Origin of the sequence: Plantibacter sp. VKM Ac-2885 (assembly GCF_015351205.1) — a bacterium.
GTDB classification, from domain to species: Bacteria; Actinomycetota; Actinomycetes; order Actinomycetales; family Microbacteriaceae; genus Plantibacter; species Plantibacter auratus.
The window spans coordinates 2,209,551-2,235,535 of sequence record NZ_JADKSK010000001.1 but is presented as its reverse complement, the minus strand read 5'-3'; the positions used below and the strand labels follow the sequence as shown (position 1 = coordinate 2,235,535).

The following is a 25,985-nucleotide window of genomic DNA, read 5'->3' as shown; positions in this document are numbered from 1 at the left end:
GTCTACCGGCCCGCGACAACGGCCGTGGACCGCCGGTGTCGTGCAGCCAGCGTCCGGCTCAGATGAGGCCGGACTCGTCCGTTCGGACGACGATCGCGGCGCACTCCGGGCACTGCACGACCACTTCGGACGGTGCGGCGCGGACGGCCTGGAGGTCGTTGCCGGTGAGCGACATCTTGCATGCGCCGCAGGTGCCGGCGCGGAACAGTGCTGCACCGATACCGCCGCGGGCGCGGCGCTGGTCGTAGAGGGCCAGGAGGTCGGCGGGGATGCCGGGTGCGAGAGACTCGCGGTCGGCGGTGAGTCGTGTCCGTTCGGCCTCGAGTTCGACGAGTTCGGCGTCGCGCTTGGCGACGACCTCGTCGAGGAGTTCCTGGAGTCCGGCGCGCTCGGCGTCGACCTGGGCGACGGCGTCCTCCGCGGCCTCCACCCGCTCCATGACGTTGAGCTGGATCTCCTCGAGGTTGTTCTGGCGGTTCTGCAACGAGGCGATCTCGCTCTGCAGCGCTTCGACGTCCTTGACGGAGGTCGACGACTGGAGGCGGTCGGCGTCGCGCTTCATGCGGGCCGCGACGACGGCGACGTCGGACTCGATGCGCCCGAGCTCGGTCTGTGCGTCGTCGCGGACGCCGACCCGCTCCAGCCGACGGAGGCGGACGGTCTCGATCTCGGCCTGGAGCTGCGCGATGCGCGCGGCCTCGGGGAGGTTCGCCGCGCGGTGGGCGGTGCGCTGCACGCCGGTGTCGATGCTCTGCAGGGTGAGCAACGTCTTCTGGTCTGCTGGGCTGGCTTTCACGTCTGTTCCAAACTCTCGACTCATCACCCTACCGGCCGCGCCGACTACTGGGTGACGACGAAGTCCCACGGGTCGGTACGCAGCTCGCTGACCCGGACGTCGAGTCCCGGGAGCTCTCGTCGGAGCGCGTCGGCGGCCCCCTCCAGCCACAGCCATTCGCTCGCCCAGTGGGAGACGTCGACGAGGGCCGGCCCGCCACCGAGGAGTGCCTGCTCCCGGGCCTCGGACGCCGGGTGATGGCGGAGGTCGGCCGTGATGTACACGTCGGCCGCGCGGACCGCGGGGTGGGACAGGAGCGAGTCACCCGCTCCCCCGCAGAGCGCGATCCTCCGGACGGCCTGGTCATACTCCCCGGAGGCACGGACCCCGGTGGCGGTCGCCGGCAGGATCTCGGCGAGGGCACGTGCGATCGCGCCGAGCGTCGTCTCCTCCGGGAGGTCGCCGACCCGACCCAACCCGGTCAGGCCGTCGGCGGCCGGGACGATCGGAGCCGGGTCGTGGAGGCCGAGACGTTGCGCGAGGACGTCCGAGGTCCCGTCGACGACGACGTCGGCGTTGGTGTGTGCGGCGATGAGTCCGGCGCCGCCACGGATCAGGCGCGTGATGAGCGACCCCTTGTACCGGTCACCCGCCACGGTCGTGACACCGCGCATCAGCAGCGGGTGGTGGACCAGCAGCAGACCGTCGGGGTGCTCGAGCACCTCGTCGACGGTCACGCCGACCGCGTCGACCGCGAGGAGCACGTGCCCGACCGGCTGGTCCGGGTCGCCGACGAGGAGCCCCGGGGCGTCCCAGTCCTCGGCTCCGGACAGTGGCCAGAGGCGCTCGACGACCGTGTTGACCTCACGCAGGGTTCTCATCACCCGGCAATCCTAACCAGGCACCCTCGAGCACGCTCAGGGGCGCAGGACGAGCATGATCGCGAGGGCGATCATGACGACCGCGATCGCGACGTCGAGGATGCGCCAGGCCACGGGCTTCGCGAAGACGCCGCGGAGCAACCGAGCGCCGTACCCCAGAGCGGTGAACCACAGGATGCTCCCGAGGACCGCGCCGGCGGCGAACCACCACCGCCCCACCTCCCCGTGCGTGTTCGCGATCGAGCCGAGGAGGAGGACGGTGTCGAGGTACACGTGCGGGTTCAGCCAGGTGAGGCCGACCACGGTGAGCACCGCCGCCCTGAGCGAGAGGCTGCTGCCACCACGGTCGGCGGCGAGACCGGACGGGGCGAGTGCACGGCGTGCGGCCAGCAGGCCGTAGCCGAGCAGGAAGGCCGCGCCGGCCCAACGGAGGACGACGAGGACCACGGGGAACCGCTCCACGACGAAGCCGATGCCGCTGACACCGGCGATGATGAGCACCGCGTCGGAGAGAGCGCACACGAGGACGACCGGCAGGACGTGCTCGCGCCGGATGCCCTGCCGGAGGACGAAGGCGTTCTGGGCGCCGATGGCCACGATGAGTGAGAGGCCGAGGCCGAGGCCCGCGATCACGGCTTGCAGTGCGGAGGTCATCCTCCGACCGTAGGAGGCTCAGGATGATGAATCCAGTTCAATATTCTGATGAATCGTAAGATCCTCTTATGATGGATGTCCATTTCGAGCAACTGCGGGCCTTCGTCGCCGCCGTCGACCACGGCACCTTCGAGTCGGCCGCACGGGAGCTGATGGTGACGCCGTCGGCGATCAGCCAACGCATCAAGGCCCTCGAGCGGAGCGTCGGCCGGGTCCTCCTGCTCCGGACCAAACCGATCACCATCACGGCGTCAGGTGAGATCGTGCTCCGCCTCGGCCGCGCGGTGCACCTGCTCGGTCACGACGCGGCGCTCGAGTTGCACGCCGACGACGCGCTCACGCCGGCCAGCCCGGCGGTGATCCCGATCGTCGTGAACGCCGACTCCCTCGCCACCTGGCTGCTGCCGGTGCTGGCGGACGTCGCCGCCCGGGAGTCGATCGTCTTCGACCTCGCTCGTGAGGACCAGGACCATTCGACCGACCTCCTCCGTGCCGGCAGCGTCATGGCCGCGGTCACCTCGAACGCCGAGCCCGTCCAGGGGTGCACGGTGCGCCCCCTCGGCCGGATGCGATACCGACCGATGGCGTCACCCACGTTCGCGGCGCGCTGGTTCGAGGATGGTGCGACCGCTCCGGCGCTCACGGCTGCGCCGGTCGTCGTGTTCGACCGGAAGGACGATCTCCAGGACGCCTACCTCCGACGACGGGGCGTCGACCCCGCGGACCCGCCGCGACACCATGTCCCGGCTTCGGCGGACTTCGCGACCGCCGTCGGCCTCGGTCTCGGCTGGGGCATGCTCCCGGACGCGCAGTCCGAGGCGCCGCTGCGCCGGGGCGAACTCGTCGTGCTCGACGAGACCGGCGGCGTCGACGTCCCGCTGTTCTGGCAGCAGTGGCGACTCCACTCCCGGCTGCTCGAGCTCGTCACGACGGCGGTGGTCGACGCGGCTCGATCCACGCTGCACTGAACGACTGCCGAGAGGTACCGGCGAAGGTGCATCGCGCACGCACGACGGTGCAAGGATGGAGCAATGGATATCGCGTACACAGCAGTTGCCCATGCCACCGGAGGCGGACGAGACGGACACGTCCGCAGTGAGGACGACCTCCTCGACTTCGACACCCGTCCCCCGAAGGAACTCGGCGGCAGCGGCGAGGGCACCAACCCCGAGCAGTTGTTCGCCGCCGGCTTCGCCGCGTGCTTCCTCAGCGCCCTCCACGCCGTCGGGCGCACCGCGAAGCTCGACACGAAGGACGCCGAGGTGTCGGCCAGCGTCGGCATCGGATCGAACGGTGAGGGCGGCTTCGGCCTGGCCGTCGAGCTCGACGTCTACGTGCCGAACGTGACGCACGATGAAGCCCAGCAGCTGGCCGACCAGGCGCACCAGGTGTGCCCGTACTCGAACGCCACGCGCGGCAACATCGACGTGACGGTGTCGATCGTCGACTGACGAAGCTCCCGCCCGCAAGGGCTGTCGATCGTCGTGTCCGCCGGTTACGCTGGCGGGCACGACGATCGAGAGGAAGCATCATGTCTGATTTCGGGGCGGTCGAAGGCATCCGTGACGAGGGCGCGGCGGCCATGTTGCCCGGGCTCCCGGACGCCGTGGTCGAGGACGAGGCGCTGGACGACGACGCGCCCGCCGAGGACGCAGCAGACGAATCCGGTACGGGCCTCGCCGGCTCAGGGACCTGACGCGGGGATCGAGCTCAGCGCAACATCGACGCGGCGATGACGCCGACGATGCCGAGTTGCAGCGCGAGCACGATGCCGATCGTGATGAAGAGCGTGCTCCAGAGGACGATGTTCCCCAGGAGGACGCCCACGAAGGCCCCGAACCGTCCGCGCGGTCGAGCCGTCGGCCGCGCCACTTGAAGCCGTTCGGTCTGCGCGACCCGGGGCGTGGACAGGGTGAAGAGATTCGGGCTGGTGTCCAGGTGCGTGGTCATGCCACCAGTGTCCGCCGACACCCGGGGGCGGCACATCGGACGCCGGGGCGATCATCGCCCCCGCGGCGTCATCCTCTGAGCTGATCCTCCTCCGCCCGCGGGACGGTCGACCGTCCGCCGAACGGCGTGCCGGTCACACCTGCGTGAGTCGGATCCCCCAGGACAGCGACCACCGCTCGTCGGGCTCCAACCACCGGAGTCCGGTCCCGCTGTTCAGCGCATCGGCGGGAGCCGTCATGGGCTCGATGGCGATGGCCTGCGTCGGTCCGTCTGCCCCCGGGAAGTTCTTCGGCGTGTAGACCTGGACGAACCGGAAGTCGTCGTCCGCCCAGAGTTCGACGGTGTCGCCGTCCGGTGCAGTGAGCCGGTGTCGGACGGCACCGTCGACCTGCCGGACCGAACCCAGGCCGACGTCGATCGAGAGATCGCCCACTCGAGCGCCCGAGCGCAGATCGTACGGGGTCCCGTCGACGGGACGGGAGACGACCGGGATGCGCTGCTCGTCCGTCTCGAACCAGGTGTCGGCCGCCAGCGTCACGGTGAGGTCGGCGGTCGGCACGTCGCCGAGCGCCAGGTAGGGGTGAGCGCCGACGGCGACCGGCGCGGGGCGACTCGACCGGTTCACGATGGTGTGGGTCACCCGGAGGCCGTCGTCGTCCAACGTGTAGGCGACCGAGGTGTCGAGGCGGAACGGGTAGCCGTGCTGCGGGAACACCGAGGCGAGCAGGGTCACCGCGTGATCGGTGTGATCCTCCGCCCGGTACCCCGTGTTGCGCAGGAGACCATGGGAGGCGTTCCCGGTCGCCGCCTCGGTGACGTCGAGCTGCTGCGGTTCACCGTCGAGCGTCCACCGGGCATCCCGGACGCGGTTGGGCCACGGCACGAGCACCATCCCGCACCCCATCGGGGCGACGACGTCCTCACCGAAGGACTGCACGAGGGTGCGTCCGCCGACCGTCAGTTCGCGCAGTCCGGCGGCGAGTTCGGTGACCGTCGCTCGGACCTCGCCCTGCGGACCGGCGTGGTGGAGACGGTACTGGGTTCCAGAGGCAGCGGGCATGCCGCCAAGCCTACGACGGACGTCCGCCAGGCGGGGTGGAGCCGTGTGACGCCGTCCACCGGTGGACGGCCTCGGCGATCCGGATCAGCCCGAGTTCGAGCTCGGCGAAGCCGGAGCTCAGGGGCGCGACCCCGATGCGGAGACCGTCCGGGTGCCGGAAGTCGGGGATCACACCCGCATTCCAGAGCAGCGGGGTGATCTCGCGGAACGACGGGTGACCGAGCGTCACATGACCACCGCGACGCGCCGCGTCACGAGGGGTCATCACCCTGACGCCGGAGCCTGCGAGGTGCTCGTCGGCCCAGGAGATCGCGAACGTGGTGAGCGCGACTGACTTCGCCCGGATGGCGGCGACCCCGGCGGACTCGATGAGCGTCAGCGAGTCCTCGAGCGGCAGCATGCCCACGATCGGCGGCGTCCCGCTGAGGAACCGGCGCATCCCGATGGCCGGCTGATAGGCGTCGGCCATGGCGAAGACGTCGGCGGCGCCCATCCACCCCTGGATGGGCTGGAGGAGCCGGTCCTGATGGCGCGCCGCGACGTAGGCGAACGCCGGAGCACCGGGCCCGCCACCGAGGTACTTGTAGGAGCAGCCCACCGCGAGGTCCACGCCCCACTCGTCGAGCTCGATCGGGACCGCACCGGCGGAGTGGCACAGGTCCCAGAGGACGAGTGCTCCAGCATGATGCGCGATCGCGGTCAGCTCCTCGACGTCGAGCAGCGCTCCGGACCGGTAGTCGACCTGGCTGAGCACGACGAGTGCGGTCCGCTCGTGGACCACCTCGCGCAGCTGGTGCGCGGCGACACCGTGGACCGGGTCGGCGTCGATCCATCGGACACGCAGATCCCGTTCAGCGGCGATCCCCTCGATCACGAAGCGGTCCGTCGGGAAGTTCCCCGCATCGATCACGAGCTCGTCGCGCGGAGCGGCCCCTCCGGCGGACGCCGTCGCGTCGACCGCCGCGCGGATCAGCTTGTAGAGCAGCACGGTCGTCGAATCGGCGACGACCGTCTGGCCGGGTGCTGCACCGAGCACGACCGATCCCAGGCGGTCGCCGAGCGTCAGCGGGAGCTCGAACCAGCGGTCGTCCCACGACCGGATGAGCCGCGTCGCCCACTCTTCCGCGATGAACGACTGCAGCCGCTCCGCCGTGGCCCGCAACGGCCGCCCCAGGGAGTTCCCGTCGAGGTAGGCGACGACGCCCTCGGCCGGGACGAACGCCGCGCGGTGTTCCGCGAGCGGGTCGGCCTCGTCGAGGACGCGTGCGTCCTGGCGGGCGGACGTGGTGGGGGCTGGGGCGTCGACCATCCTGCGACGGTAACCGCCACCGGTGCGCGCCGCAAGGAAGTGGACCGGACCCGGCTTGCTAGCGTTGCCGCATGCCCACCCTCCTGCACCTCGACTCCTCCGCCGATCTCGACACCTCCCGATCCCGCCGGCTCTCGCAGGCCGTCGTGGACGCCTGGTCGACCGCCGACCCCACCGGCATCGTCGTCCGTCGCGACCTGCACCTGGATCCGGTCCCCCACCTCGCCGACGCGAGTCTCCACTGGGCGCCGGCCGACCGCCGCCCCGGTGCGAACCCGCCCGCCGAGGCCGAGACGCTCCAGCGCGTCCTGCTCGACGAGCTGCTCGGCGCCGACATCGTCGTGATCGGCGCGCCGCTCTACAACTTCTCGATCCCGTCGTCACTCAAAGCATGGATCGACCACATCCACGTTCCTGGTGTCACCTCCGCGGACACGGGAGCGCTCACCGGCCGGCCGGTCGTCATCGCCACCAGCCGTGGGATCGCCTACGACGCGGGCAGCCCGACCGAGGGTTGGGATCACGAGGTGCCGGCGCTGCGGACGTTGTTCGGCGGAGCGCTCGGCATGGACGTCCACGTCATCACGACGAGTCTGACCCTCGCCGACCGTGATCCGGCGCTCGCAGCGCAGCTCGAACGGAGCGAGCAGGAGTTCGCCGAGGCCCTCCGGCTGGCGTCCGAGACGGGACTGCGGCTGGCCGTCTCGACGGCCTGAACGCCGAGACGACGGGCGGACGACGGATCCGACCCGTCTGATCCGGGCAGTGCTCCGAACTCCTGTCGAGCCACGATCAGGGAGAAGCACATGCCATCGAAGCACCAGACCGGCACCACGCGGAGCGGACGACGTCTCGTCTGGTTCGCGGCAGCACTGTCCGGAATCGTCGCAGCAGCGGTGTTCCTCGCGATCGCCGAGCTGGCGGCGCTGTTGTTCGCCCGAGGCAGCAGTCCTCTCCTCACCGTCGGATCGTTCGTCATCGACATCGTCCCGCGGTGGGCGAAGGAGTTCGCGATCGAGACCTTCGGTGGCAACGACAAGATCTTCCTCCTCGTGAGCCTCGGGGTCGCCGTCGTGATCGCCGCGGCGATCGCCGGGGTCCTGCAGCAGATCCGTCCACCGCTCGGTGTCGTGGTCCTCATCGCGGCCGGCGTCTTCGCCGGCGCGACGACCGTCACCCGTGCCGGTGCCACCCCGCTCGCCGTCGTCCCCGTGATCCTCGGTCTGGCGGCCGGTGTCGTGATCCTCATCCTCCTGAGTCGTCGCCTGCCGAAGCGGGCCGCGAACGGCTCGGACGACGAGCGCGCGGCGTTCGACCGCCGAGGCTTCTTCCGCGTGGCCGGCATCGCGGCGGCCGGTGCCGTCGTCGTCGGCGTGGGCGCACGCCTCGTGAACGTCACCACTTCGTCGATCACGGCCGTCCGCGACGCCCTCAAGCTCCCGGCACCGAAGTCGACCGTCACGATCCCCGACGGAGCCGAGGCGGACGTCGACGGCCTCAGCCCGCTCTTCACGCCGAACGACAAGTTCTACCGCGTCGACACCGCGCTGACCGTGCCGACGGTCGACCCGGCGACGTGGACGCTCACGATCGACGGCATGGTCGGCGAGCAGGTGCAGATCACATTCGAGGAGCTCCTCGCCATGGGTCTCGACGAATACGTCATCACCATGACCTGCGTCTCGAACGAGGTGGGCGGCAACCTCCTGGGCAACGCGAAATGGCTCGGTATCCCGGTGCGTGACGTCCTCAAGCGGGCGATGCCCGACTCGAAGGCCGACATGGTCCTGTCCACGAGCGTCGACGGCTTCACGGCGAGCACGCCGATCGAGTCGCTCACCGACCCGAACCTCGACGCGATCCTCGCCGTGGCGATGAACGGCGAGCCCCTGCCGCTCGAGCACGGCTTCCCCGTTCGCATGGTCGTCCCGGGCCTCTACGGCTACGTGTCGGCGACCAAGTGGCTGACGAAGCTGACGGTCACGACCTTCGACAAGGACGAGGCCTACTGGACCCCGCGCGGCTACGACGCGAAGGCGCCGATCAAACTCTCCTCGCGGATCGACACGCCCCGGATCGACAAGCAGCTGCCGGCCGGACCGGCGAAGATCGCTGGTGTCGCCTGGGCGCAGACGGTCGGTATCGCCAAGGTCGAGGTCAGCATCGACAACGGCGACTGGCAGAGCGTCAACCTCACGACCGCCATCAACGACGACACCTGGGTGCAGTGGTGGATGGACTGGGAGGCGACCGCCGGTACGCACTACGTCGCCGTCCGTGCGACCGACAAGGCCGGGAACCTCCAGATCGAGGAGCAGGCGCCGATCGCTCCCAACGGATCCTCCGGTTGGCAGCGCACGCTCGTCCGCGTCGGCTGACGATACGCGGCTGACCGGTGCCGGTCAGCCGCGGGTGTCGACCGGCTGCAGCTGGGCGATCTTCGGTTCGCGGCCGTCGCCGGAGGAACGTCCGGTCAGGCGGCGCCCGATCCAGGGCAGCACGTGCTCGCGGTAGTAGGCCGCGGTGCGACGTTGACGCGGACCGGGCGGCGCCGCAGCGACGTCGTCGATCCCCCACTCCTCCGGGACCGGCACGTCGAGCGCCGTCAGCACGTTGCTCGCCACCCGGGCATGGCCGAGGGCGTTGAGATGCAGGCGGTCCACCGACCAGTACCGGAGGTCGGCGAGCGTCCGATCAGCCCAGTTGTCGACGAAGGTCACCCCGTCACGCGGATACCGCACCCGCACGGCCTGGGCCAGCTGCTCGCCGCGGCGGGCGAGGAGCGAACCCATCGGGATGTGAGCGGAAGGGTTCGCCCCGCTCAACAGCAGCACGTGGGCTCCACCGGCGCGCAGGCGTTCGACCGCACCGTCCAAGCGGTCGGCGACGCCGTCGATCGACACCCGCGGGCGCATGATGTCGTTGCCGCCGCCGTTGAAGCTGACGAGGTCCGGACCCATCGCGATCGCACGGTCGAGTTGTTCGTCGAGGATCGGCAGGAGCTTCCGCCCGCGGATGGCGAGGTTCGCGTAGCTGACGGTCTCCGTGGACGCCCGGGCGAGGCCGAGGGCCACGAAGTCGGCCCATCCGCGGAGGGTGCCGTCCTCCCGGAGATCCCCGTAGCCCTCACTGAAGCTGTCGCCGATGGCCACGTACCGTCTGAACCCGTGCTGCGTCATACCTGCACTGTACGCGCGACCGGAAGCCGTCTCCGACCGGTCCGCTCAGGCCGGACGGTACTCCCCGTCCGCGGCCGGTCGCCAGCCGAGGGCTGGCCCGAGCGCGCCGGCGATGTCGGTGAGTAGTTGCGTGTAGTCGTCCGGTTCGAGCGTGAACGGGAGGGCGAAGGCGACCTCGTCGACCTCCTGGAATCCGGCGTGCTCGTGCAGCCGCTCCGCGATCTCCGCACTGCTGCCGACGAGGTCCTCCGCGAAGAGCATCCGCCGCGGCCCATGGGCGACGCCGACGCGGTGCCGTCTCGAGTCGACGTACTCGTGGTACCGGGCGCGTTGGGACGCGGTCGCGGAGTCCGTCGGGATGACCACGAGCCCCTGTGACACGCGGGCCCGCTCACCCGCCGGGTGGAGTTCTCGGAACCGACGCACCTGGGCGGCCTGGTTCGCGGCGAAGTCCGTCGTGCCGTCCTCGGCGGCGATGACGCTGCTCGTGAGCAGGTTGAAGGAGTGCTCGCCGGCCCAACCGGCCGACCGCAGGCTGCCGGCTCCGTACCAGAGCCGCTCCGCCAGACCGTCGGCATGCGGCTCGACCCGCGAGGAGTAGTCCTCCTGGCCCTCACGACCGGCGCTGTCACTGACGACGTCACCGCGGATGAAGGAGCGGAGGCGGAGGACGCGGTCGTAGCCGAGGTCCTCCTGGTCGAGCGTCGACGGATAGATCGCGTGCTTGAACGCGTCGAACCGCATCGGCTCCCCGGTGCTGAAGCCGGGAAGCAGTCTGCCTCCCGAGAGGACGTCGACCGTGCCCAGATCCTCCGCGAGCCGGAAGGGGTTCTCCGCGCCGAGCGGTGTGACCGCGGTGCCGAGTGCGATGCGCTTCGTGCGCTGCGTCGCGGCGGCGAGGACGGCGACCGGTGAGGAGATGCCGAACTGCAGGTGCCGGTGCCGCAGCCAGGCACTGTCGAACCCCAGGCGTTCACCGAGCTCGATGAGCTGCAGGGTCGCCTCGTGCCCCGCCGCCGGCTCCTCGGGGTCGAACAGGCCCATCGTGAGGAAGCCGAGTCTGCGGAGCGGTGCTGAGGATCGGGCCATGCATCGACTCTACGACGCCGCCGGAGCCGGACGTGCCCGCGCCGCGGGTGTCAGCTCGGCGACCCGGCCAGCACGGTGAACATGGCGCCGAGGCTCCCGAGGATGAACAGCATCGTTCCGAGCTGCATGGTCAGCGACTTGTTCCGCGACGCTGTCGGGACGTCCACCTCGAGGATCGGACACCCGGACCAGCCCAGCAGGCCGATGCTCAGACCCACGATGACCGAGCAGCACCACCACACCACGCGGAGTCCCTCGGCGAGGACGGCCGGCCGCCAGCCAGAGCTGAGGAGGAGTCCGAGGACGATCGCGGTGCTCCCGACCGCGACGCCGAACCAGACGGTTCCGGTGCGCATGATGCGCTGGACGTTGTTCTCGGGTGACATGAGGTCCTGTGACACGTGGTGCGGCTTTCTCGAGGTTCCGATTCCTGACGCGGGCCGCGGCCGGCGATCATGGTCGCTCGCAGCCCCGAACAGGAGCTTAGACCTGCTCGAGACAGGTGCTTCCCGTTCGACGGGGGCTTGCGCCGAGGGGGGTCGCGACACAGACGAGGCCGGTCGAGGATGCGTGACGGATCACGCAGACGGTGCCCGGGCCGCCCACCGTGCCAGGGTCGCGAGCAGGGCACGGTGCTCCGCCGAGGCGTAGGACCGCTCGTCGTGTCCGAGTGCGTCGACGGCGACGCGGGAGGTCCCCACCTCGCGGACCCACACCGCGGGGAACCGCTCGCCGTCGACGTCGTGCTCGGCGACGGTGGTGCTCCGACCGACGGGTTGCAGCCGCAGGTACTGTTCGTCGTCCACCGGGATGTCGCCGAGCGGTCCGCCTGCTGGGGACGCCATGCCGCGGACGACGATCGGGCCCATCGGCGGATGCCAGGACACACCGGGCAGCCAGAGCGCCCCGATCGTCGGCGCCCAGTCCGGGTAGTCGCGGAGTGAGGCGAGCGCCGCGTGCATGGCGAGTACGCCGACACCCCGACCGAGCGCCTCCGCGAAACCGTCGATCGCGGCCACCGGCGCTCGGCCCTGGTCCTCGGAGCGCCACGGGTCGCCGGCGTTGACCACCAGGAGCTCCACGCCCTCGAGTCGCGTCATCGCACGATCGACGTCCTCGTCGATCTCGACCGCGAAGCCGGCCGTCTCCAGGACCTCCGCGATGAGCGGGCTCGTGCGCGCGTACGGGTGCCACGGATCCGCGTACCGACCGCTCCCCGACGCGATGAGTGCTTTCACGGTTCCCCCTCGTCCGATCCGTCGGCGCCGGTCGATTGTGTCCGCGGCCGACGCCTCTCCAGGGTACGGGGCCTCCCCCGACGGCGGGGTCGCCGGTCAATTGTGTCCGCGCATGTCGTCGTCACCTGCGCCCGCCCCGGTCCCGACCGTAGAGTGCCTGTCACCGACGCCGGGGCGTCGACGACGGCCGAGCTGACGGAGAGGACGAGGCGATGCACGAGCGGGACCGAGGGGGCTTCAGCACCCGACAGCTGCACGCCGGTGGCGCACCCGATGCGCCGCTCCAACCCCGGGCTCTGCCGATCTACGCGAGTGCCGGGTTCGTGTTCACGGACTTCGACGAGGCGGAGCGGCGGTTCGGACCGGACCCTGGTGGATACAGCTACAGCCGGGTCGGCAATCCGACGATCGACGCCGTCGAGCGCCGTCTCGCCGCGTTGGAGGGTGGTGTGGACGCGCTGCTCCTCGGCTCCGGACAGGCGGCCGTCGGCGTCGCCCTGCTCTCCCTGCTCGAGGCCGGCGACCACCTGCTCACCGCGCCGAGCCTGTACGAGGGCTCGCGCAGCCTCTTCACGGAGAACTTCGGTCGGCTGGGGATCACCACGAGCGAGGTCGCCGATCCGCTCGACGCCGACGCCTGGGCGCGTGCCATCCGACCCGAGACGCGCGCGATCTTCGTCGAATCCATCCCGAACCCACGCAACGACCTCACGGATCTCCGTCTCGTCGCCGACGTGGCCCATGCGCACGGGGTCCCGCTCGTCGTCGACAACACCTTCGCCACGCCCTACCTCCTGCGTCCCATCGAGCACGGCGCCGACATCGTCGTCCACTCGGCCAGCAAGTTCCTGGCGGGCCACGGCACCGTGCTGGGCGGGGTCGTCGTCGACGGCGGCACGTTCGACTGGGCCGCTCGCGCAGACCGCTACCGACACCTCACCTCGCCGCTCGCCGCGCTCGGCGGGCTCAGCCACGTCGAGGCGGACGGGCGTGCAGCGCTGGCCGCCTACGCACGGACATCGGTCGCGCTGCGTCTCGGCCCGACGCCGTCGCCGTTCAACGCGTTCCTCATCGCACAGGGCATCGAGACGCTGTCACTCCGCGTCCAACGGCAGAGCGAGAACGCCCTCGCCCTCGCGACCTGGCTGGCGGGCCGGACCGAAGTGGCCTCGGTCGACTACTCGGGACTCAGCGACAGTCCGTTCCGAGGCCTGGCGGACCGGTATCTGCCGGATGGACAGGGATCGGTGTTCTCGTTCACCCTGCACGGCGGACGGGACGCAGCGCGGACGGTCATCGACCACGTCGGCCTGTTCACGCGGATGACGAACCTCGGCGACGTCCGGTCGCTGATCCTCCACCCGGCCTCGACCACGCACGCCCAGCGTTCGGCCGAGCAGCTCGCGGCGAGCGGCATCAGCCAAGGACTCGTGCGGATCTCCGTCGGCATCGAAGACGTCGCCGACCTCATCGCGGATCTCGCCTCGGCGTTCGACGCGCTCCCGGTCCGGGAACCGTCGACGAGCACCGGCGCGAGCGTCACGGCGGACGAGGCGGTCGCCGCGTGAGCGCCCGGCAACGCTTCGGCTGGTTCCTGTCACGTGGGTTCGGTCCGCACGGTTGGGGGCATCCGTACCTCGACTGGGACTACCGCTGGCAGGAACCCGCCCTCTACCAGCAGGCCGTGCGCGAGCTCGAGCAGGCGGGCCTGGACCTCCTGATCATCGAGGACGCCCTGTCACTGGGGAACCCCGAGACGCTCGACCTCCGCATCCGCGGCGCATACGGCGGGCCGAAGCACGACCCGCTGAGTCTCGCCCCGTTCCTCTTCGCGGTGACGGAGCGCATCGGCATCGTCCCGACCGTGAACCCGTTGCAGCTGCCGCCGTACCAGGCGGCACGGCAGTTCGCGACCCTGCAGCACCTCAGTCGCGGACGGTTCGGGGTGAACGTGGTGACCGACGTCGGCAGCAGCCGTCACTTCGGTGAGCCGGTCGTGCCGCACGACATCGCCTACGAGCGGGCGGAGGAGTGGCTCGACGGCGTGCGCGCGCTCTGGCGGAGCTGGCGACCCGGCGCGTACGTGGGCGACACCGCCTCCGGGCGCTTCGCCGACGGCCGCCACCTCGACCGCGTCGAACATCGCGGCGCACACTACGACTTCGACGGGCCGCTCAACGCCCTCCCGTTCGACGAGGATTCCGGTGGGGAGCCCGTCATCGTGTCACCGGGCTCCTCGCCGCGAGGGCTCGCCTTCACCGGACGACAGTCGGACGTCCAGCTCGCCCTCGCACCCCTCGACGTCGCGAGCCTCCGTGCGTACCGGAAGCGGGTCCTCGACGCCTCGGCTGCCGTCGGTCGGGACACCCCTCCCGCGATCCTGTTCGTGTTCAAGCCCGTCATCGTGTCGAGCAGTGCCGAGGCCGATCGACTCGTCGCGGCCTCGGAACAGCCGGACGATGAGACGCTGCGCTCCGTCGCACTCGCGTGGTCGAGCGACCTGGAGACGGACCTCACCGCGCTCGACCTCGACCGACCGGTGGACCCGGCCGTCTTCAGCGACCACGTGTCGCGCGGCAGCCTCGACGCGTTACGCGGACCGTACGAGTCCTTCGCGGCGGCGACGCTCCGGGAGCTGCTCGTGCCCAAGGCACGACTCGGGCGGATCACCGACGGTAGCGGTGTCGTCGGCACGGCAGCGGAGGTGGCCGACCACATCGAACGCGCCGGCAGCGAGGCGGACAACGACGGGTTCATCTTCTCGGGCGACCTCCATCCGGTGACCGTGCACCGCATGCTCGACGAACTCGTACCGATCCTCCGGCGCCGCGGGATCCTCCGTCGGCCGGAGAGCGACGCACCGCACGGACTCCGGAGCTCGTTGCGGGCACCCTGACCGGTCCCGCCGTCAGCGGCTCGTCTGCAGCGCCGCTCGTGGTTCGGGCAGGTCCAACTCCCCGCGGGCGACGAGCGAACGGACGGACTCGAGGACCGCATCCGTCGAGGTGTAGGCGGGTTCGTATCCGAGCAGCGACCGTGCCTTGTCGATCGACGCGCAGTGGCTCCGTACCAGGTGCTCCCAGGTGGTGTCGGCGTGCTCCGTCGGTGTCTCGGCTCGGAAGCGCTCCCAGGTCCCCGACTCGAGCTCGGCCGAGCGTCCGAACCAGCCGGCCACGACGTCGGCGTAGCCGCGGACGGTGACCGCGGCGGCGGAGGTCACGTTGAGGTCCTCGCCGGCGACACGATCCCGCTTCACGACGGCGAGCTCGAAGGCCTGCGCGACGTCGTCGGCGTGCACGTGGTGCAGCAGCTCGGCACCGAGTCCGGGGATGCGCAGCGGTGAACCGTGTGCGAGGGTCCGCCAGACCCCGGGGTCGAGGTTGCCCAACGGGTTGATGGGCGCCCACCCCGGTCCGACGATGTGTCCGGGATGCAGGGAGGTCGTCACCAGTCCTCCGTCGGCGGTCTCCTGCTGGAGCAGCCGGGCGATCTGGTCCTTCTGGACGCCGTAGTCGCCGAACGGCGCCGTCCCGGAGCCCTCGACGATGGGGACGGACGCGCTGGGACCGTAGCGCCAGATCGATCCGCAGTGGAGCAGCTGACCCGTGTTGCCGCGCAGTCCCTCGACGAGCGCCGTCGCCGAGGCGACCGTGAAGCAGACCAGATCGATGACGACGTCCGGGCCGAGGTCCGCGATGCGTCGCGCGAAGACACCGTCCCGGTCCTCGGCTTCCCGATCGGCCCGGATCCGCTCGACCTGGTCCCACTCGGGCGCGTCCGTGTACGGCGAACGATCGCCGCGGCTCACGCTCACGACCTCGTGGCCGGCCCGGACGAGTCGCGGGACGAGGAAGGTGCCGATGTGGCCGGTCCCGCCGATGACGACGATGCGCATGGTGTTCCTCCGTTCGCGCGCGACGACGGCGTCGACGGGTGCGCTCTCCGGGAACGCTAATGGACCGGACCGTCCGACGCACGCCCTTGCGGGCGGCGACGTCGTGACCCGCTAGTCGTCGGAGGGACGTCGCCGTTGCTGTTTGGTGGCGCTCCGCTGCTGTTTCGCGGCGAGGTGGCGTCGCGCCGATCCGCGGGTCGGACGCGTGGGTCGGCGCGTCGGCGCCGGCGGCGCGAGTGCCGACCTGATGCGTGTCGCGAGCGCTTCGAGTGCGAGTTCGCGGTTCCGGAGCTGCGATCGCTCGCGGGAGACCGTCACGGTGATGGCACCGCCGACCAGCCGGGCGCCGAGCCGCTCGAGCAGTCGGTCTCGTTGCTCGTCGGTGAGGACGGTCGACTCGGCCACACTCCACGTCAATTGGACACGGCTGTCGGAGGTGTTGACGTGCTGTCCGCCCGGGCCGGACGACCGGGAGAAACGCCACTGCAGCTCGGCTGCTGGGATCGTCAGTCCGGGCGACACCTCGAGGTCCATGGGGCAAGCGTCTCACGAACCCGCGGCACGGCTCGCGTCCACCGCTGGTTCCGAGCCGGTGCCTCCTATCCTTGACGCTGTGAACGATGCACCAGCCGAACGCGGACGTCGACGCGCAGCCGTCGTCGTCAATCCCTCCAAGGTCGACATCAAGGTCCTCCGCTCGGCCGTCGCCGCCGCTGAATCGACGCACGGACTGGCACCCTCCACCTGGCACGAGACGAGCGCCGACGACGACGGCCGGGGTGCGTCCGCGGCCGCGATCGCCTCGGCACCCTCGGTCATCCTGGTCGCGGGAGGCGATGGGACACTGCGGGTCGCCGCCGAGGCCATCGCATCCACCGGCATCCCCCTCGGGCTGGTCCCGGCCGGAACGGGGAACCTCTTCGCCCGAGCGCTCGGCCTGCCGTTGGGCGACCTCAAACGGTCTGTCGAGATCGCCTGCTCAGGGCGTGACCAGGTGGTCGACGTCGGGCAGGTCAGTCTCGGGCGCAGCGACGGCACGAACCGGGACGAGGTCTTCCTCGTCATGGCCGGCATCGGCCTCGACGCGCACATGGCCGGCCACACCAACGAGCGGCTGAAGCGACGGATCGGCTGGCTCGCCTACTCCGATCCGATCGCGCGGAGCATCATCGGGAACCGGCAGTTCGACCTGCACTATCGACTCGACGACCGCCCCGAGGCGGCTGCGCGAGCGCACACGATCATCGTCGGCAACTCCGGCACGCTCACCGGTGGGGTCCTGCTGCTCCCCGAAGCAGTCGTGGACGACGGCCTGCTCGATGCCGTCATGCTGCGGCCTGGCAAGGGTCCGGGCTGGGGGAACATCGGCTATCGCCTGACGTTCAACCGGATGCTGCACCGCACGCGGTTCGGCCGGCTGGTCGGACGATTCTCGCCGAAGGCGCGCGCGATCAGCTACGCACAGGCACGGACGATGCACCTCCGGCTCGAAGAACCGCAGGAGATCCAACTGGACGGCGACTCGCACGGTTCGGTGATCTCGGTGTCGCTGACGAACCTGCACCACGCCCTGATCGTGCGGGTTCCGAGCGGCCCGGCTGCGCGCCCCAGCGGGCGCTGACCACCGGCTACGATGCCGCGTCGGTGGGAGCGGCCTCGGAGTCGATCGACGCGGCGAGCCGATCGATCCGCTCAAGGGCGCGGTCGAACACGGCGACGAGTTCCCACAGGCGCGGCTCGTCGGCGCGGACCTCCTGGAGGGAGCCGTGTGCGCTGCGGACCGAACCGAGATCGAAGCTGACGTTGGTCCGCGCTCCCGTGATCGCGGCGCGGAGTGCGCCGATCGCCACCGCCACGTCGGCGATCAACGCCGGGTTGCCGTGCTCGGTCAGCCACGCGAGATCGTCGATCGCGTCGACGGCATGCTCGCCCAGCCGCGCCGAGGCCGCGGCCGCCTCGATGGACGCAGCACGGATCGCCTCGTCGCGTTCGACGCCGGCCGGTAGACGGAAGGCACTGCCGAACGCTCGCGAGGCGTGGGCGTCCTCGTCGGCCAGACGAAGCGCCAGCTCGGAGCGTGCCTCAGCGCGAGCGCGGAGTGCGGCGATCGCCGCCTCGGCCTCGGCCGCGTCCCGCCCGCTCGCGTCCTCGGTGGCATGCGTGGCTCGGGTGTAGCCGGCGACCATCGCGGTGAGGCCGGCGGCGATCGCGAGCATGAGTCCGGATGCGGCCCCGCCGCCGGGGTTCCCGGTCGCCGTGCCGAGCGCCTGCATCCACGTCGACACGCTCGAGTGCTCCGTCGACACCTCGTCGGTGTCCGCTGATCCCGTCATGGCGACCATTCTCCCGCGTCCGCGTCCGCGTCCGCGTTCGCGTCAGCTCGAGGCGCGGACGATGAGTTCGGTCGGGAACTCGGCCCGGTCCCCCGGGTCCGTCCCGGGCTCCGCTTCGAGGACGAGCTGGACCGCACGCGCGGCCATCGCGCGCATCGGCTGTCGCACGGTCGTCATCGGCGGCGGCATCAACCTGGACTGCGGGAGGTCGTCGAAGCCGACGACCCGGATGTCGTCGGGGATGCGGAGCTGCAGCTCCTCAGCGGCGCGGTAGACGCCGTAGGCCATCTCGTCGTTGCAGCTGAAGACGCCGATGGGGAGCCCGCCCTGCCTGAGGAGCTTGCGCACGGAGACGAAGGCGCTCTCCGAGGACCACGGCGACGAGATCTCCTCGACCGTCGCCCCGTCGGCGTGCCGTTCGACCGCCGCTCGGAAACCGGCCTCCCTCGCACGGCCGAACCGGTACTTCGGCCGGCCGGTGATGATGAGGAACCGACGTGTCCCCCGCCGGGCGAGATGCCGACCAGCGTCGAAGCCGCCCTGCCAGTCGGTGGACCCGACGCTCGGCAGACTCCGCGCTGGCTCCGCACGCGGATCGAGGAGCGCGACGGGGATGTTGGCCGAGGCGAGGATGTCGAGCTGCGAGACGTTGGGACGGATGAGGCACACGACGACACCGGCCGATCCCCGCGCACGTGCCCGACTGGGCCAGTCGTCGACCATCGACTCGCTCTCCGGCGTGAGCACCAGGTCGTAGTTCGCCGCAGCGGCCGCTCGCCGCACACTCGTCACGACCGTGTTCGCCCAGGGGTCGTCCCACTGACTCATCGCCAGGTCGAGCAGGCGCGGGACCGAGCGAGGTCGGCCGCGACGTTGTGCTGCGCGGTCGTAGCCGAGGTCGTTCGCTGCGGCGAGGATGCGGTCCCGGGTGTCCGGGGATGCATGGCGCTTCCCGGCGAGCACCCGGGAGACGAGCGAGACCGAGCACCCCGACCTCGCGGCGACGTCCGCGAGCGTCACGCTGAGATCGTCCCGCTCCGGCGTCGTCGTCATGACTCCATCGTCCCGCATCCCGGGGTGCTGCGCGTGCCCGCCCCGGTGGTCAGGCGCCCTCAACGGTCAGCACTCGGAGCTCGGTGCATCGCGGGGTCTCGTGATCCGGCTGCGCGACGAGCGCGAACCGCCGGACACCCCACCCGGCGCTGGTGGGCGTCAGCGGGTACTCCGCCCACTCCAGGTCGTCGTCTCGCCCGCCCTCCTGCGGAGCGACCGGGGTGCCGTCGATCTCCAGGGTGAAACCGTGGCCCGCCTGGTCGTGCAGCCAGGTCACTCTGACGACCCGGCCGAGGAGATGCGGGTCGACGAGCGTCACGGACAGACGATCGGCCGTGCTCCGCCAGCGGACACCACCCACCGCGCCGCTGGCGCTGGCCACCCCCTCGAACCCGTGATCCGCCTCGGGCTGCTGCTCGCCCAGAGCGACCCGGTCGACCGTCCGCCCGTCGATGCTCGCGGCGCGTCGGTCCCGCTCGACCAAGGCGGTGCGGCGCCGAGCGACGGCGTCCTCGTCCGCCGTCGACGCCACGGGGAACGTGACGGTGTACCGCGCGTCGTGCAGACCTGCGAACGGTTCCAACGGGATCGGTCCTCGGTCGGAGTCGATCCGGAGTCGCCCGTCGGCGTCCCGGTAGGGCACAGCCGACCGCGGGACGATCGGTGCCGAGGCGAGCGGGGTGAGCGGGCCGACCGCCGTGTGCGGGGCATGGGCGCGGCCGGCCAGCACCACGTCGGTCGGCAGCGACTCGCCACGGGCTGCCAGGACGGACGGACCCCAGAGGAGCGACGTCCAGTCCGAGCCGTCCGGGTACGGTTCCGCACGACCGCCCATGGGGAGCTCGAACGACACGGTGTCGCGGTCGCTCCACTCACGATCCAGGACGAGATGGGCGCGTTCGAGTCCGGCGGTCACCGGAGCGCCGTTGAGGAACACCTCGGGTGTCGGATCACTCCACCCGGGGACCCGGACGCGGAGCCGGAACCGCCGCGGGCCGGTGAGCCGGAGGGTGAGTCCGACCACGCCGTCGGACGGGAAGGCCGTCCGTTGCTCCAGCTCGAGACCGAGTTCCGGGATCCGCACGACGGAGGGCGCGAAGAGCTCGACCGACACCGTGTCGTCGTCGAACCGGTACAGCGACTCACCGTGTTTCGCATGGCTCTCCAGACCGGTCCCGACGCAGCACCAGAAGCTGTGCTCCGGCGAGGAGTAGACGCGGTAGTGGTCGGGTCGCATCGAGGTGAAGTAGACGAGGCCGCCGTGCTCGGGGTGCTGCGATGACAGGAGGTGGTTGAAGAGGATCCGTTCGAGCGCGTCGGCGATCGCCGGGTCGGATTCGTCGGCGCTGAGCCATCGGCCCAGCTTGATGAGGTTGTAGCTGTTGCAGGTCTCCGGGCCCTCCCGGTCCTCGGTCATCGGGGTGAAGTCGTCGATGGCGTGGAAGTGCTCCCGGACACTGTTGCCGCCGATCGCGACCGTGCGCCGCGTCAGGATCGTCTCCCAGGCGAAGCGAGCCGCACGGGCGAGGACCGGATCAGCACTCCGAGCGGCGAGGGCGGCGAACCCGACGAACTGCGGGATGCGGGTGTTGGCGTGCAGGCCGGTCAGTTCGTCGGAACGACGCGACAGCGGTTCGCTGAGGGCGGTCGACGTGAAGCGGGCTGCCATCGTGAGATGGCGGGGATCGCCCGTGAGGTCGAAGAGGTCGACGTACGCCTCGTTCATCCCGCCGATCTCCGTCTCGAGCATGAGCTGGAAGTGCTCGTCGTCGATCCCGGCAGCGAGCTCCTCCCACCACGCGGCGAGGCGCAGGACGACGTCGCGTGCCATGTGGTTCCCGGTCAATCGGGCTGCGTCGATGAGACCGGCGTACAGCTTGTGCAGGTTGTACCAGGGCACCCAACGGCCGGCGCGGAAGGTCGACTCGGTGATCCCCGCTGCGACCTCGGACCAGAGTTCGGCACTTCGAGGGACGCCGCCGACGTACCCGGACCCCAGGTGGTCCTGTGCGCGGGCCAGTTCGGCGACCGTGTACGCGAGCCGGGAGCGCAGGACGTCGTCCCCGGTGGAGGCGACCATCAGGGAGCAGGCCGAGAGGTAGTGCCCGGCGGTGTGGCCGTCGAGTCCGCGCACCTCCCAGTCGTCGTACGATGCCGCCCGAGGCTCCAGGCCCGCCTCACGGAGGAACGGGGCGAGCAGGCGATCGGGCTCGAGGGCTCGCAGGTACGCGCGGTCGGCCTCCTGCGCCTGGAACAGGGGCCCACCCGTGAGGGTGACCTGGGAGATCGGGACGAACGGCATGGTCAGGCCTTCCTCGCGTCGACGCGCCGCCAGTCCACGCGGAGCTCGCGCGGCCCGACCAGCTCCCGCCGGCTGCCGGTCACCTCGATCGTGCGGGTGAGTGGACGCTCGAGTGCCGACGGCCCGGCGGACAGGACGTAGGTCCCCGGTTCGACCACCCGGCGGCCGTCGACGGCGGTGAAGGACAAGCGGTCGGCCGACACCGAGAACCGCACCGTGGCCGACGTCCCGGCAGTGACCGTGAGACGTGCGAAGGCGAGCAGCTCGACCGAGGGACGCACGACGGAGGCCACCGGATCCGTGCCGTAGAGCTGGATCACCTCGACGGCGTCGTCGACACCCACGTTCTCGACCGTGACGTCGACGAGGACCTCACCGTCGACGGCGAGTTCCGCCGCGCTCACGAGCGAGCGGTAGCGGACGTCCCCGGCGGTGAGGCCGTGACCGAACGGGAAGAGCGGTGTGGGGTCGAGCACGCTGATCCCGCGGGACGCCAGACCGAGTGGCGGCTGCAGGTAGGTGCCCGGCATGGCCGGTGAGCGAGGGATCTGCACCGGGAGCCGTCCGCTCGGCTGCACGCGGCCGGACAGCAGCCCCGCGACGGCTGCCGCGCCCTCCTGACCGGGGAAGAAGGCCTGGACCAGTGCGTCGGCGCGGTCGTAGTCCCCCAGCGCGTAGGGCCGCCCGGACAGCACGGTCAGGACGACCGGCGTCCCGGTCGCGAGGACGGCGAGCACGAGATCGTTCTGACCCCCGGGGAGGCGCAGGTCCTCGGCGTCGCAGCCTTCTCCCGAGGTGCCATCGCCGAACAGGCCCGCGATGTCGCCCACGGCCAGCACGACGACGTCGGCCGAACGGGCGGCCTCGACGGCGGCCGGAACGTCCTCCCGACCGGTCTCGGTGATGCTGCATCCCGGTTCGACGACGATGTCCGCCGCGGGGAACTCGGTACGAACCGCGTCCAGGATCGTCGGGATGGTGATGCCGAGATCGTGCCCGGGGTGCTTCGACAGCACGTGGTTGGGGAACGCGTAGCATCCCACGAGACTGCGGAACTGGTCGGCCGCCGGCCCGATCACGGCGATGCGCGCTGGGGGCCGGAGCGGGAGCACTGCGCGGTTCCTGAGGAGGACGACCGACTCCTCGGCCAGACGCGTCGCGATGGCGCGGTTTCGGGGGCCATCGAGATCGGTCGATGCGGCGTGCTCCGGCACGAGCGGACCCCCGTCGAGCAGGCCGAGCTCGATCTTCTGCCGCAGGTGCCGGAGCACGGCCCGGTCGACGAGCCGCTCGTCGAGCGCCCCGTCCTGGACCAGCCCGACGAGACCGGCGCCGTAGCCGGCGGTCTCCGGGAGCTCGACGTCGATCCCGGCGGTGAGGGCGAGCGCGCCGGCTTCCGTCGCCTCGCTCGCGACGTGGTGCATCGTCGCGAGGAACGGGATCGCCCAGTAGTCGGCGACGACGGTGCCGTCGAAACCCCAGTCGTCGCGCAGGATACCGGTGAGCAACTCGACACTGGCGCCCGCGGGGACGCCGTCGAGATCGGTGTAGGCGTTCATCACGCTTCGCGCTCCCCCGAGCCGGATCGCCGTCTCGAACGGCGGAAGCACGATATCGGCGAGCTCGCGGCGCCCCATGCTCACCGGGGCGTGGTTCTTCGCGCCTCGGGACGCGGCATAGCCGGCGAAGTGCTTGAGCGTCGCCACCACCCCGGACCGCTCGAGACCACGCACGTACGCGGCGCCGAGCTGACCCACGAGGTAGGGGTCCTCCCCCAGCGTCTCCTCGACCCGGCCCCAGCGGTAGTCGCGCACGACGTCGAGGACCGGCGCGAGTCCCTGATGGACCCCGACCGAGCGGAGGTCGTCTCCGATCGCCTCCGCCATCCGCTCCACGAGCTCCTCGTCGAACGAGGCGGCCCAGGCGAGCGGCGTCGGGAAGGCGGTCGCACCGTACGCGGCGAACCCCGTCAGACACTCCTCGTGCGCGATCGCGGGGATACCGAACCGGTTGCCGGCCACGACCTGTCGTTGCCGTTCCCGCAGGCGATCGACGCCCTCGGCCACCGTCACCGGTTCGGTCCCGAAGATGCGCGTCAACTGCCCGAGGCCACCGGTGAAGTCGCCGGTGGACGCCGATGCCGGCGCAGCCGGGTCGTCGGAGCCGTCCACGCTCGGCGCGAAGTCGCCCGCCGCGTCGGTGAACCAGACCGAACCGAGTTGCCCGACCTTCTCCTCGAGGGTCATCTCACCGAGGAGTGCTCGCGCCCGCTCGTCGGGTGACGCCCGTCGGTCGTTCCAGACGCCGCGGACGCTGCCCGACGTGGTCGGCGTGACGCCGTCGTGTTGCAGGGTCATCCCTTGAACGCTCCGTCCATGATCCCGGTCACCATGCGCTTGCCGACGAAGATGAACGCGATGAGCAGCGGGATGGTGGCCAGGAAGGACCCGGCCATCGCCAGGCCGAGGTCGATCGACCGCTGCGACTGCAGGGCCTTGATCGCGATCTGGACCGTGTACATCTCGGGCGACTTCAGGACGATGAACGGCCAGAGGAAGTCGTTCCAGGATCCGACGAAGCCGAGCAGTCCCAGGACGAACGCCGCCGGTCGGATGACCGGGAAGACGATCCGCCAGAAGATCTGCCAGGTGTTGGCACCGTCGAGCCTCGCCGCCTGGAGCAGCTCGTCGCTCACGGAACTCGAGATGTGCTGACGCATCCAGAAGATGCCGAACGCGCTCGCGAGGCCGGGGACGATGAGTGCCTGCAAAGTGTCCACCCAGTCGAGCGCGGAGATGATCAAGTACTGCGGGATCACGCTCAGCTGCGTCGGCACGGTCATGGTGAGGACCACGAGGATGAACAGCGCGTTGCGGCCGCGGAACTCCAGTTTCGCGAAGGCGAATCCGGCCAGGGCGCAGAGCAGGGCCGATCCGACGCCGATCGACAGCGCGACGATGAGGCTGTTGATCATCGATTGGATGAACGGCACGGTCTCGAGCACGAGCCCCACGAGGTGGAACAGATTGTCGCCCGGGTACAGCCGCGGTGGCAGGGTGGTCGCCGTCGCCGAGTCCGTGGTCGCGACGACGAACATGAAGTACAGCGGGAACATGCTCACGATGACGGCGCACACGAGGAGGACGTAGGTGTACCAGGGGATGCGGCCGATCCGGCCGCCGTTCCGTTTCCGGCCGGCGGAGGTCGCGCTCGCCATCAGCTGGGTGGAGTTGAGCGTCTCGGACATCAGCGTCCTCCTCGGGTGCGGGTGGACAGGAAGAAGTTCAGCAGGGCGACGAGGACGACGATCACGAACAGCGCGACGCCGATCGCCGAGCCGTATCCGAACTCGAACTGGCCGAAGCCCTGCTCGTAGAGGAACAGCGTGAGCGTCTGGCACTGTCGTGCCGCACCGCAGGTGAGGCCGGTGGCCGGGTTCACCAGCAGTGGTTCGGTGAACACCTGGAGCCCACCGATCGTCGAGGTGACGATCGTGAACACGATGATGGGACGCAACGACGGGATGGTGATGTAGACGAACTGCTTCCAGCCACCGGCACCGTCGACGGCGGCCGCCTCGTACACGTCGCGAGGGATCGCCTGCAGTGCCGCCAGGTAGAGCAGCGTCGTGTAGCCCGTCCACCGCCAGACGACCATGAGCGCGACGAGGAACCACGAGCCGACCTTGTCGTTGAGGAAGTCGACGTGGTCACCGCCGAAGAAGCTGATGAGGTAGTTGAAGAGCCCGTAGTCACGGTCGAACAGCTGGGCGAACACGATCGTGGTCGCGGCGACCGAGGTGATGTACGGCACGAGCATCGCCATCCGGAACCCGGTGGCGAAGCGCAGGCGGACGTGGTTCAGCAGATGGGCGAGGCCCAGGGCGATGACCAGCTGCGGCACCGTGGAGATGATGAAGATCGCGAAGGTGTTGAGCATCGCGTTCCAGAACCGCGGGTCGGCCGCGAGCCTGGTGAAGTTGTCGAAGCCGATGAAGGTCTGCTGACCGATCGGGTTCCAGTCGAAGAGGGACACCACGAAGGTGAACAGGAGCGGGATCAGGCCGAAGACGGCGAAGATCAGGAAGAACGGGGCGATGTAGACGTAGGGGGCGAAGCGTTCCGGCAGGGTGTTGCGGATCCGCGTCCCGATACCGGGTGGCGACTGTTTCGGCAGCAGCCGAGGTGGGGCGATGTGCGTGGTCACGATGATCCTTCAGGGGCGTTCCGGCGTGCTGCTCGGCCGGAACGCCCCGGGTCGGAGCGGA

26 protein-coding genes are annotated in these 25,985 nt (G+C 70.5%); 8 read left to right on the top strand and 18 right to left on the bottom strand.

Annotated elements, in window-relative coordinates:
• Positions 1-58: 58 nt before the first annotated feature.
• From ITJ66_RS10715 to ITJ66_RS10705, 3 genes are read right to left on the bottom strand one after another with little or no spacing between them, the layout of a single operon-like run.
• A complete protein-coding gene (locus ITJ66_RS10715; RefSeq protein WP_137241725.1) occupies positions 59-796 on the bottom strand; it encodes a zinc ribbon domain-containing protein in 738 nt (245 codons plus the stop codon).
• A 44-nt stretch (positions 797-840) separates the two neighbouring features.
• Positions 841-1,656 (bottom strand): Nif3-like dinuclear metal center hexameric protein, encoded by an 816-nt coding sequence (locus tag ITJ66_RS10710; protein ID WP_194644828.1) that lies wholly within the window; start codon positions 1,654-1,656, stop codon positions 841-843.
• A gap of 36 nt (positions 1,657-1,692) precedes the next feature.
• Positions 1,693-2,310: a LysE/ArgO family amino acid transporter gene (locus ITJ66_RS10705; protein ID WP_194644571.1), complete on the bottom strand. Its 618-nt coding sequence runs from the start codon at positions 2,308-2,310 to the stop codon at positions 1,693-1,695.
• Positions 2,311-2,378: 68 nt separating this feature from the next.
• On the opposite strand from ITJ66_RS10705, the gene ITJ66_RS10700 reads away from it, so the two are divergent.
• The 3 genes from ITJ66_RS10700 to ITJ66_RS10690 all read left to right on the top strand — a co-directional run bounded on the left by ITJ66_RS10700 (position 2,379) and on the right by ITJ66_RS10690 (position 4,006).
• Entirely contained in the window at positions 2,379-3,278 is a 900-nt protein-coding gene (locus ITJ66_RS10700) for a LysR family transcriptional regulator ArgP (protein WP_228501567.1), read from the top strand.
• Positions 3,279-3,341: 63 nt separating this feature from the next.
• On the top strand, positions 3,342-3,761 hold the full coding sequence (locus tag ITJ66_RS10695; protein WP_064293757.1) for an organic hydroperoxide resistance protein: 420 nt from the start codon (positions 3,342-3,344) through the stop codon (positions 3,759-3,761).
• A gap of 80 nt (positions 3,762-3,841) precedes the next feature.
• Positions 3,842-4,006 (top strand): hypothetical protein, encoded by a 165-nt coding sequence (locus ITJ66_RS10690; protein WP_165766994.1) that lies wholly within the window; start codon positions 3,842-3,844, stop codon positions 4,004-4,006.
• A gap of 14 nt (positions 4,007-4,020) precedes the next feature.
• On the opposite strand, the gene ITJ66_RS10685 is transcribed toward ITJ66_RS10690, so the two are convergent.
• The 3 genes from ITJ66_RS10685 to ITJ66_RS10675 all read right to left on the bottom strand — a co-directional run bounded on the left by ITJ66_RS10685 (position 4,021) and on the right by ITJ66_RS10675 (position 6,629).
• Entirely contained in the window at positions 4,021-4,260 is a 240-nt protein-coding gene (locus ITJ66_RS10685) for a hypothetical protein (protein ID WP_086473347.1), read from the bottom strand.
• Positions 4,261-4,393: 133 nt separating this feature from the next.
• Positions 4,394-5,320, bottom strand: a complete 927-nt coding sequence (locus tag ITJ66_RS10680; RefSeq protein ID WP_137241728.1) for an aldose 1-epimerase family protein — start codon at positions 5,318-5,320, stop codon at positions 4,394-4,396.
• A 10-nt stretch (positions 5,321-5,330) separates the two neighbouring features.
• Positions 5,331-6,629: a kynureninase gene (locus ITJ66_RS10675; protein ID WP_137241729.1), complete on the bottom strand. Its 1,299-nt coding sequence runs from the start codon at positions 6,627-6,629 to the stop codon at positions 5,331-5,333.
• A 71-nt stretch (positions 6,630-6,700) separates the two neighbouring features.
• Between ITJ66_RS10675 and ITJ66_RS10670 the strand changes: the two genes are divergently transcribed.
• On the top strand, positions 6,701-7,345 hold the full coding sequence (locus ITJ66_RS10670) for an FMN-dependent NADH-azoreductase (protein WP_194644570.1): 645 nt from the start codon (positions 6,701-6,703) through the stop codon (positions 7,343-7,345).
• A 90-nt stretch (positions 7,346-7,435) separates the two neighbouring features.
• On the top strand, positions 7,436-9,007 hold the full coding sequence (locus ITJ66_RS10665; protein WP_137241731.1) for a molybdopterin-dependent oxidoreductase: 1,572 nt from the start codon (positions 7,436-7,438) through the stop codon (positions 9,005-9,007).
• 24 nt (positions 9,008-9,031) lie between these two features.
• Here the strand turns inward: ITJ66_RS10665 and ITJ66_RS10660 are convergent, their stop codons facing one another.
• From ITJ66_RS10660 to ITJ66_RS10645, 4 genes are all read right to left on the bottom strand, one after another.
• Entirely contained in the window at positions 9,032-9,808 is a 777-nt protein-coding gene (locus ITJ66_RS10660) for an SGNH/GDSL hydrolase family protein (protein ID WP_137241732.1), read from the bottom strand.
• A gap of 45 nt (positions 9,809-9,853) precedes the next feature.
• A complete protein-coding gene (locus ITJ66_RS10655) occupies positions 9,854-10,897 on the bottom strand; it encodes an LLM class flavin-dependent oxidoreductase (RefSeq protein WP_194644569.1) in 1,044 nt (347 codons plus the stop codon).
• Positions 10,898-10,947: 50 nt separating this feature from the next.
• A complete protein-coding gene (locus tag ITJ66_RS10650; RefSeq protein WP_079705855.1) occupies positions 10,948-11,298 on the bottom strand; it encodes a hypothetical protein in 351 nt (116 codons plus the stop codon).
• Positions 11,299-11,475: 177 nt separating this feature from the next.
• Positions 11,476-12,135, bottom strand: a complete 660-nt coding sequence (locus ITJ66_RS10645; protein ID WP_370582619.1) for a ThuA domain-containing protein — start codon at positions 12,133-12,135, stop codon at positions 11,476-11,478.
• Positions 12,136-12,347: 212 nt separating this feature from the next.
• On the opposite strand from ITJ66_RS10645, the gene ITJ66_RS10640 reads away from it, so the two are divergent.
• Complete coding sequence (locus tag ITJ66_RS10640; RefSeq protein ID WP_194644568.1) at positions 12,348-13,703, top strand: O-acetylhomoserine aminocarboxypropyltransferase/cysteine synthase family protein; 1,356 nt, start codon at positions 12,348-12,350, stop codon at positions 13,701-13,703.
• Positions 13,700-15,031, top strand: coding sequence for an LLM class flavin-dependent oxidoreductase (locus tag ITJ66_RS10635; RefSeq protein ID WP_194644567.1), 1,332 nt, complete (start codon positions 13,700-13,702; stop codon positions 15,029-15,031). Before ITJ66_RS10640 ends, ITJ66_RS10635 begins: the two co-directional genes overlap by 4 nt.
• A gap of 12 nt (positions 15,032-15,043) precedes the next feature.
• Here the strand turns inward: ITJ66_RS10635 and ITJ66_RS10630 are convergent, their stop codons facing one another.
• Both ITJ66_RS10630 and arfB read right to left on the bottom strand, forming a co-directional pair.
• Positions 15,044-16,030: an NAD(P)-dependent oxidoreductase gene (locus ITJ66_RS10630; protein ID WP_194644566.1), complete on the bottom strand. Its 987-nt coding sequence runs from the start codon at positions 16,028-16,030 to the stop codon at positions 15,044-15,046.
• Positions 16,031-16,141: 111 nt separating this feature from the next.
• Positions 16,142-16,564, bottom strand: coding sequence for an alternative ribosome rescue aminoacyl-tRNA hydrolase ArfB (gene arfB, locus ITJ66_RS10625; protein ID WP_159878673.1), 423 nt, complete (start codon positions 16,562-16,564; stop codon positions 16,142-16,144).
• A gap of 79 nt (positions 16,565-16,643) precedes the next feature.
• On the opposite strand from arfB, the gene ITJ66_RS10620 reads away from it, so the two are divergent.
• On the top strand, positions 16,644-17,651 hold the full coding sequence (locus ITJ66_RS10620; protein WP_370582618.1) for a diacylglycerol kinase family protein: 1,008 nt from the start codon (positions 16,644-16,646) through the stop codon (positions 17,649-17,651).
• A gap of 7 nt (positions 17,652-17,658) precedes the next feature.
• Here ITJ66_RS10620 and ITJ66_RS10615 read toward each other — a convergent pair whose 3' ends face one another.
• The 6 genes from ITJ66_RS10615 to ITJ66_RS10590 are packed head-to-tail and all read right to left on the bottom strand — an operon-like array spanning position 17,659 to position 25,924.
• The gene (locus ITJ66_RS10615; protein WP_194644564.1) at positions 17,659-18,363 is read right to left on the bottom strand and encodes a cyclodeaminase/cyclohydrolase family protein; all 705 of its coding nucleotides are present in this window, start codon (positions 18,361-18,363) and stop codon (positions 17,659-17,661) included.
• Between the two features lie 42 nt (positions 18,364-18,405).
• Complete coding sequence (locus ITJ66_RS10610) at positions 18,406-19,416, bottom strand: LacI family DNA-binding transcriptional regulator (protein WP_194644563.1); 1,011 nt, start codon at positions 19,414-19,416, stop codon at positions 18,406-18,408.
• Between the two features lie 49 nt (positions 19,417-19,465).
• Positions 19,466-21,718 (bottom strand): beta-L-arabinofuranosidase domain-containing protein, encoded by a 2,253-nt coding sequence (locus tag ITJ66_RS10605; protein ID WP_194644562.1) that lies wholly within the window; start codon positions 21,716-21,718, stop codon positions 19,466-19,468.
• 2 nt (positions 21,719-21,720) lie between these two features.
• Positions 21,721-24,075, bottom strand: a complete 2,355-nt coding sequence (locus ITJ66_RS10600) for a beta-glucosidase (RefSeq protein ID WP_194644561.1) — start codon at positions 24,073-24,075, stop codon at positions 21,721-21,723.
• Positions 24,072-24,965, bottom strand: a complete 894-nt coding sequence (locus tag ITJ66_RS10595; protein ID WP_162852288.1) for a carbohydrate ABC transporter permease — start codon at positions 24,963-24,965, stop codon at positions 24,072-24,074. The genes ITJ66_RS10600 and ITJ66_RS10595 overlap by 4 nt, the downstream gene beginning before the upstream one ends.
• Positions 24,965-25,924 (bottom strand): carbohydrate ABC transporter permease, encoded by a 960-nt coding sequence (locus ITJ66_RS10590; protein ID WP_079705845.1) that lies wholly within the window; start codon positions 25,922-25,924, stop codon positions 24,965-24,967. Before ITJ66_RS10590 ends, ITJ66_RS10595 begins: the two co-directional genes overlap by 1 nt.
• Positions 25,925-25,985 lie beyond the last annotated feature (61 nt).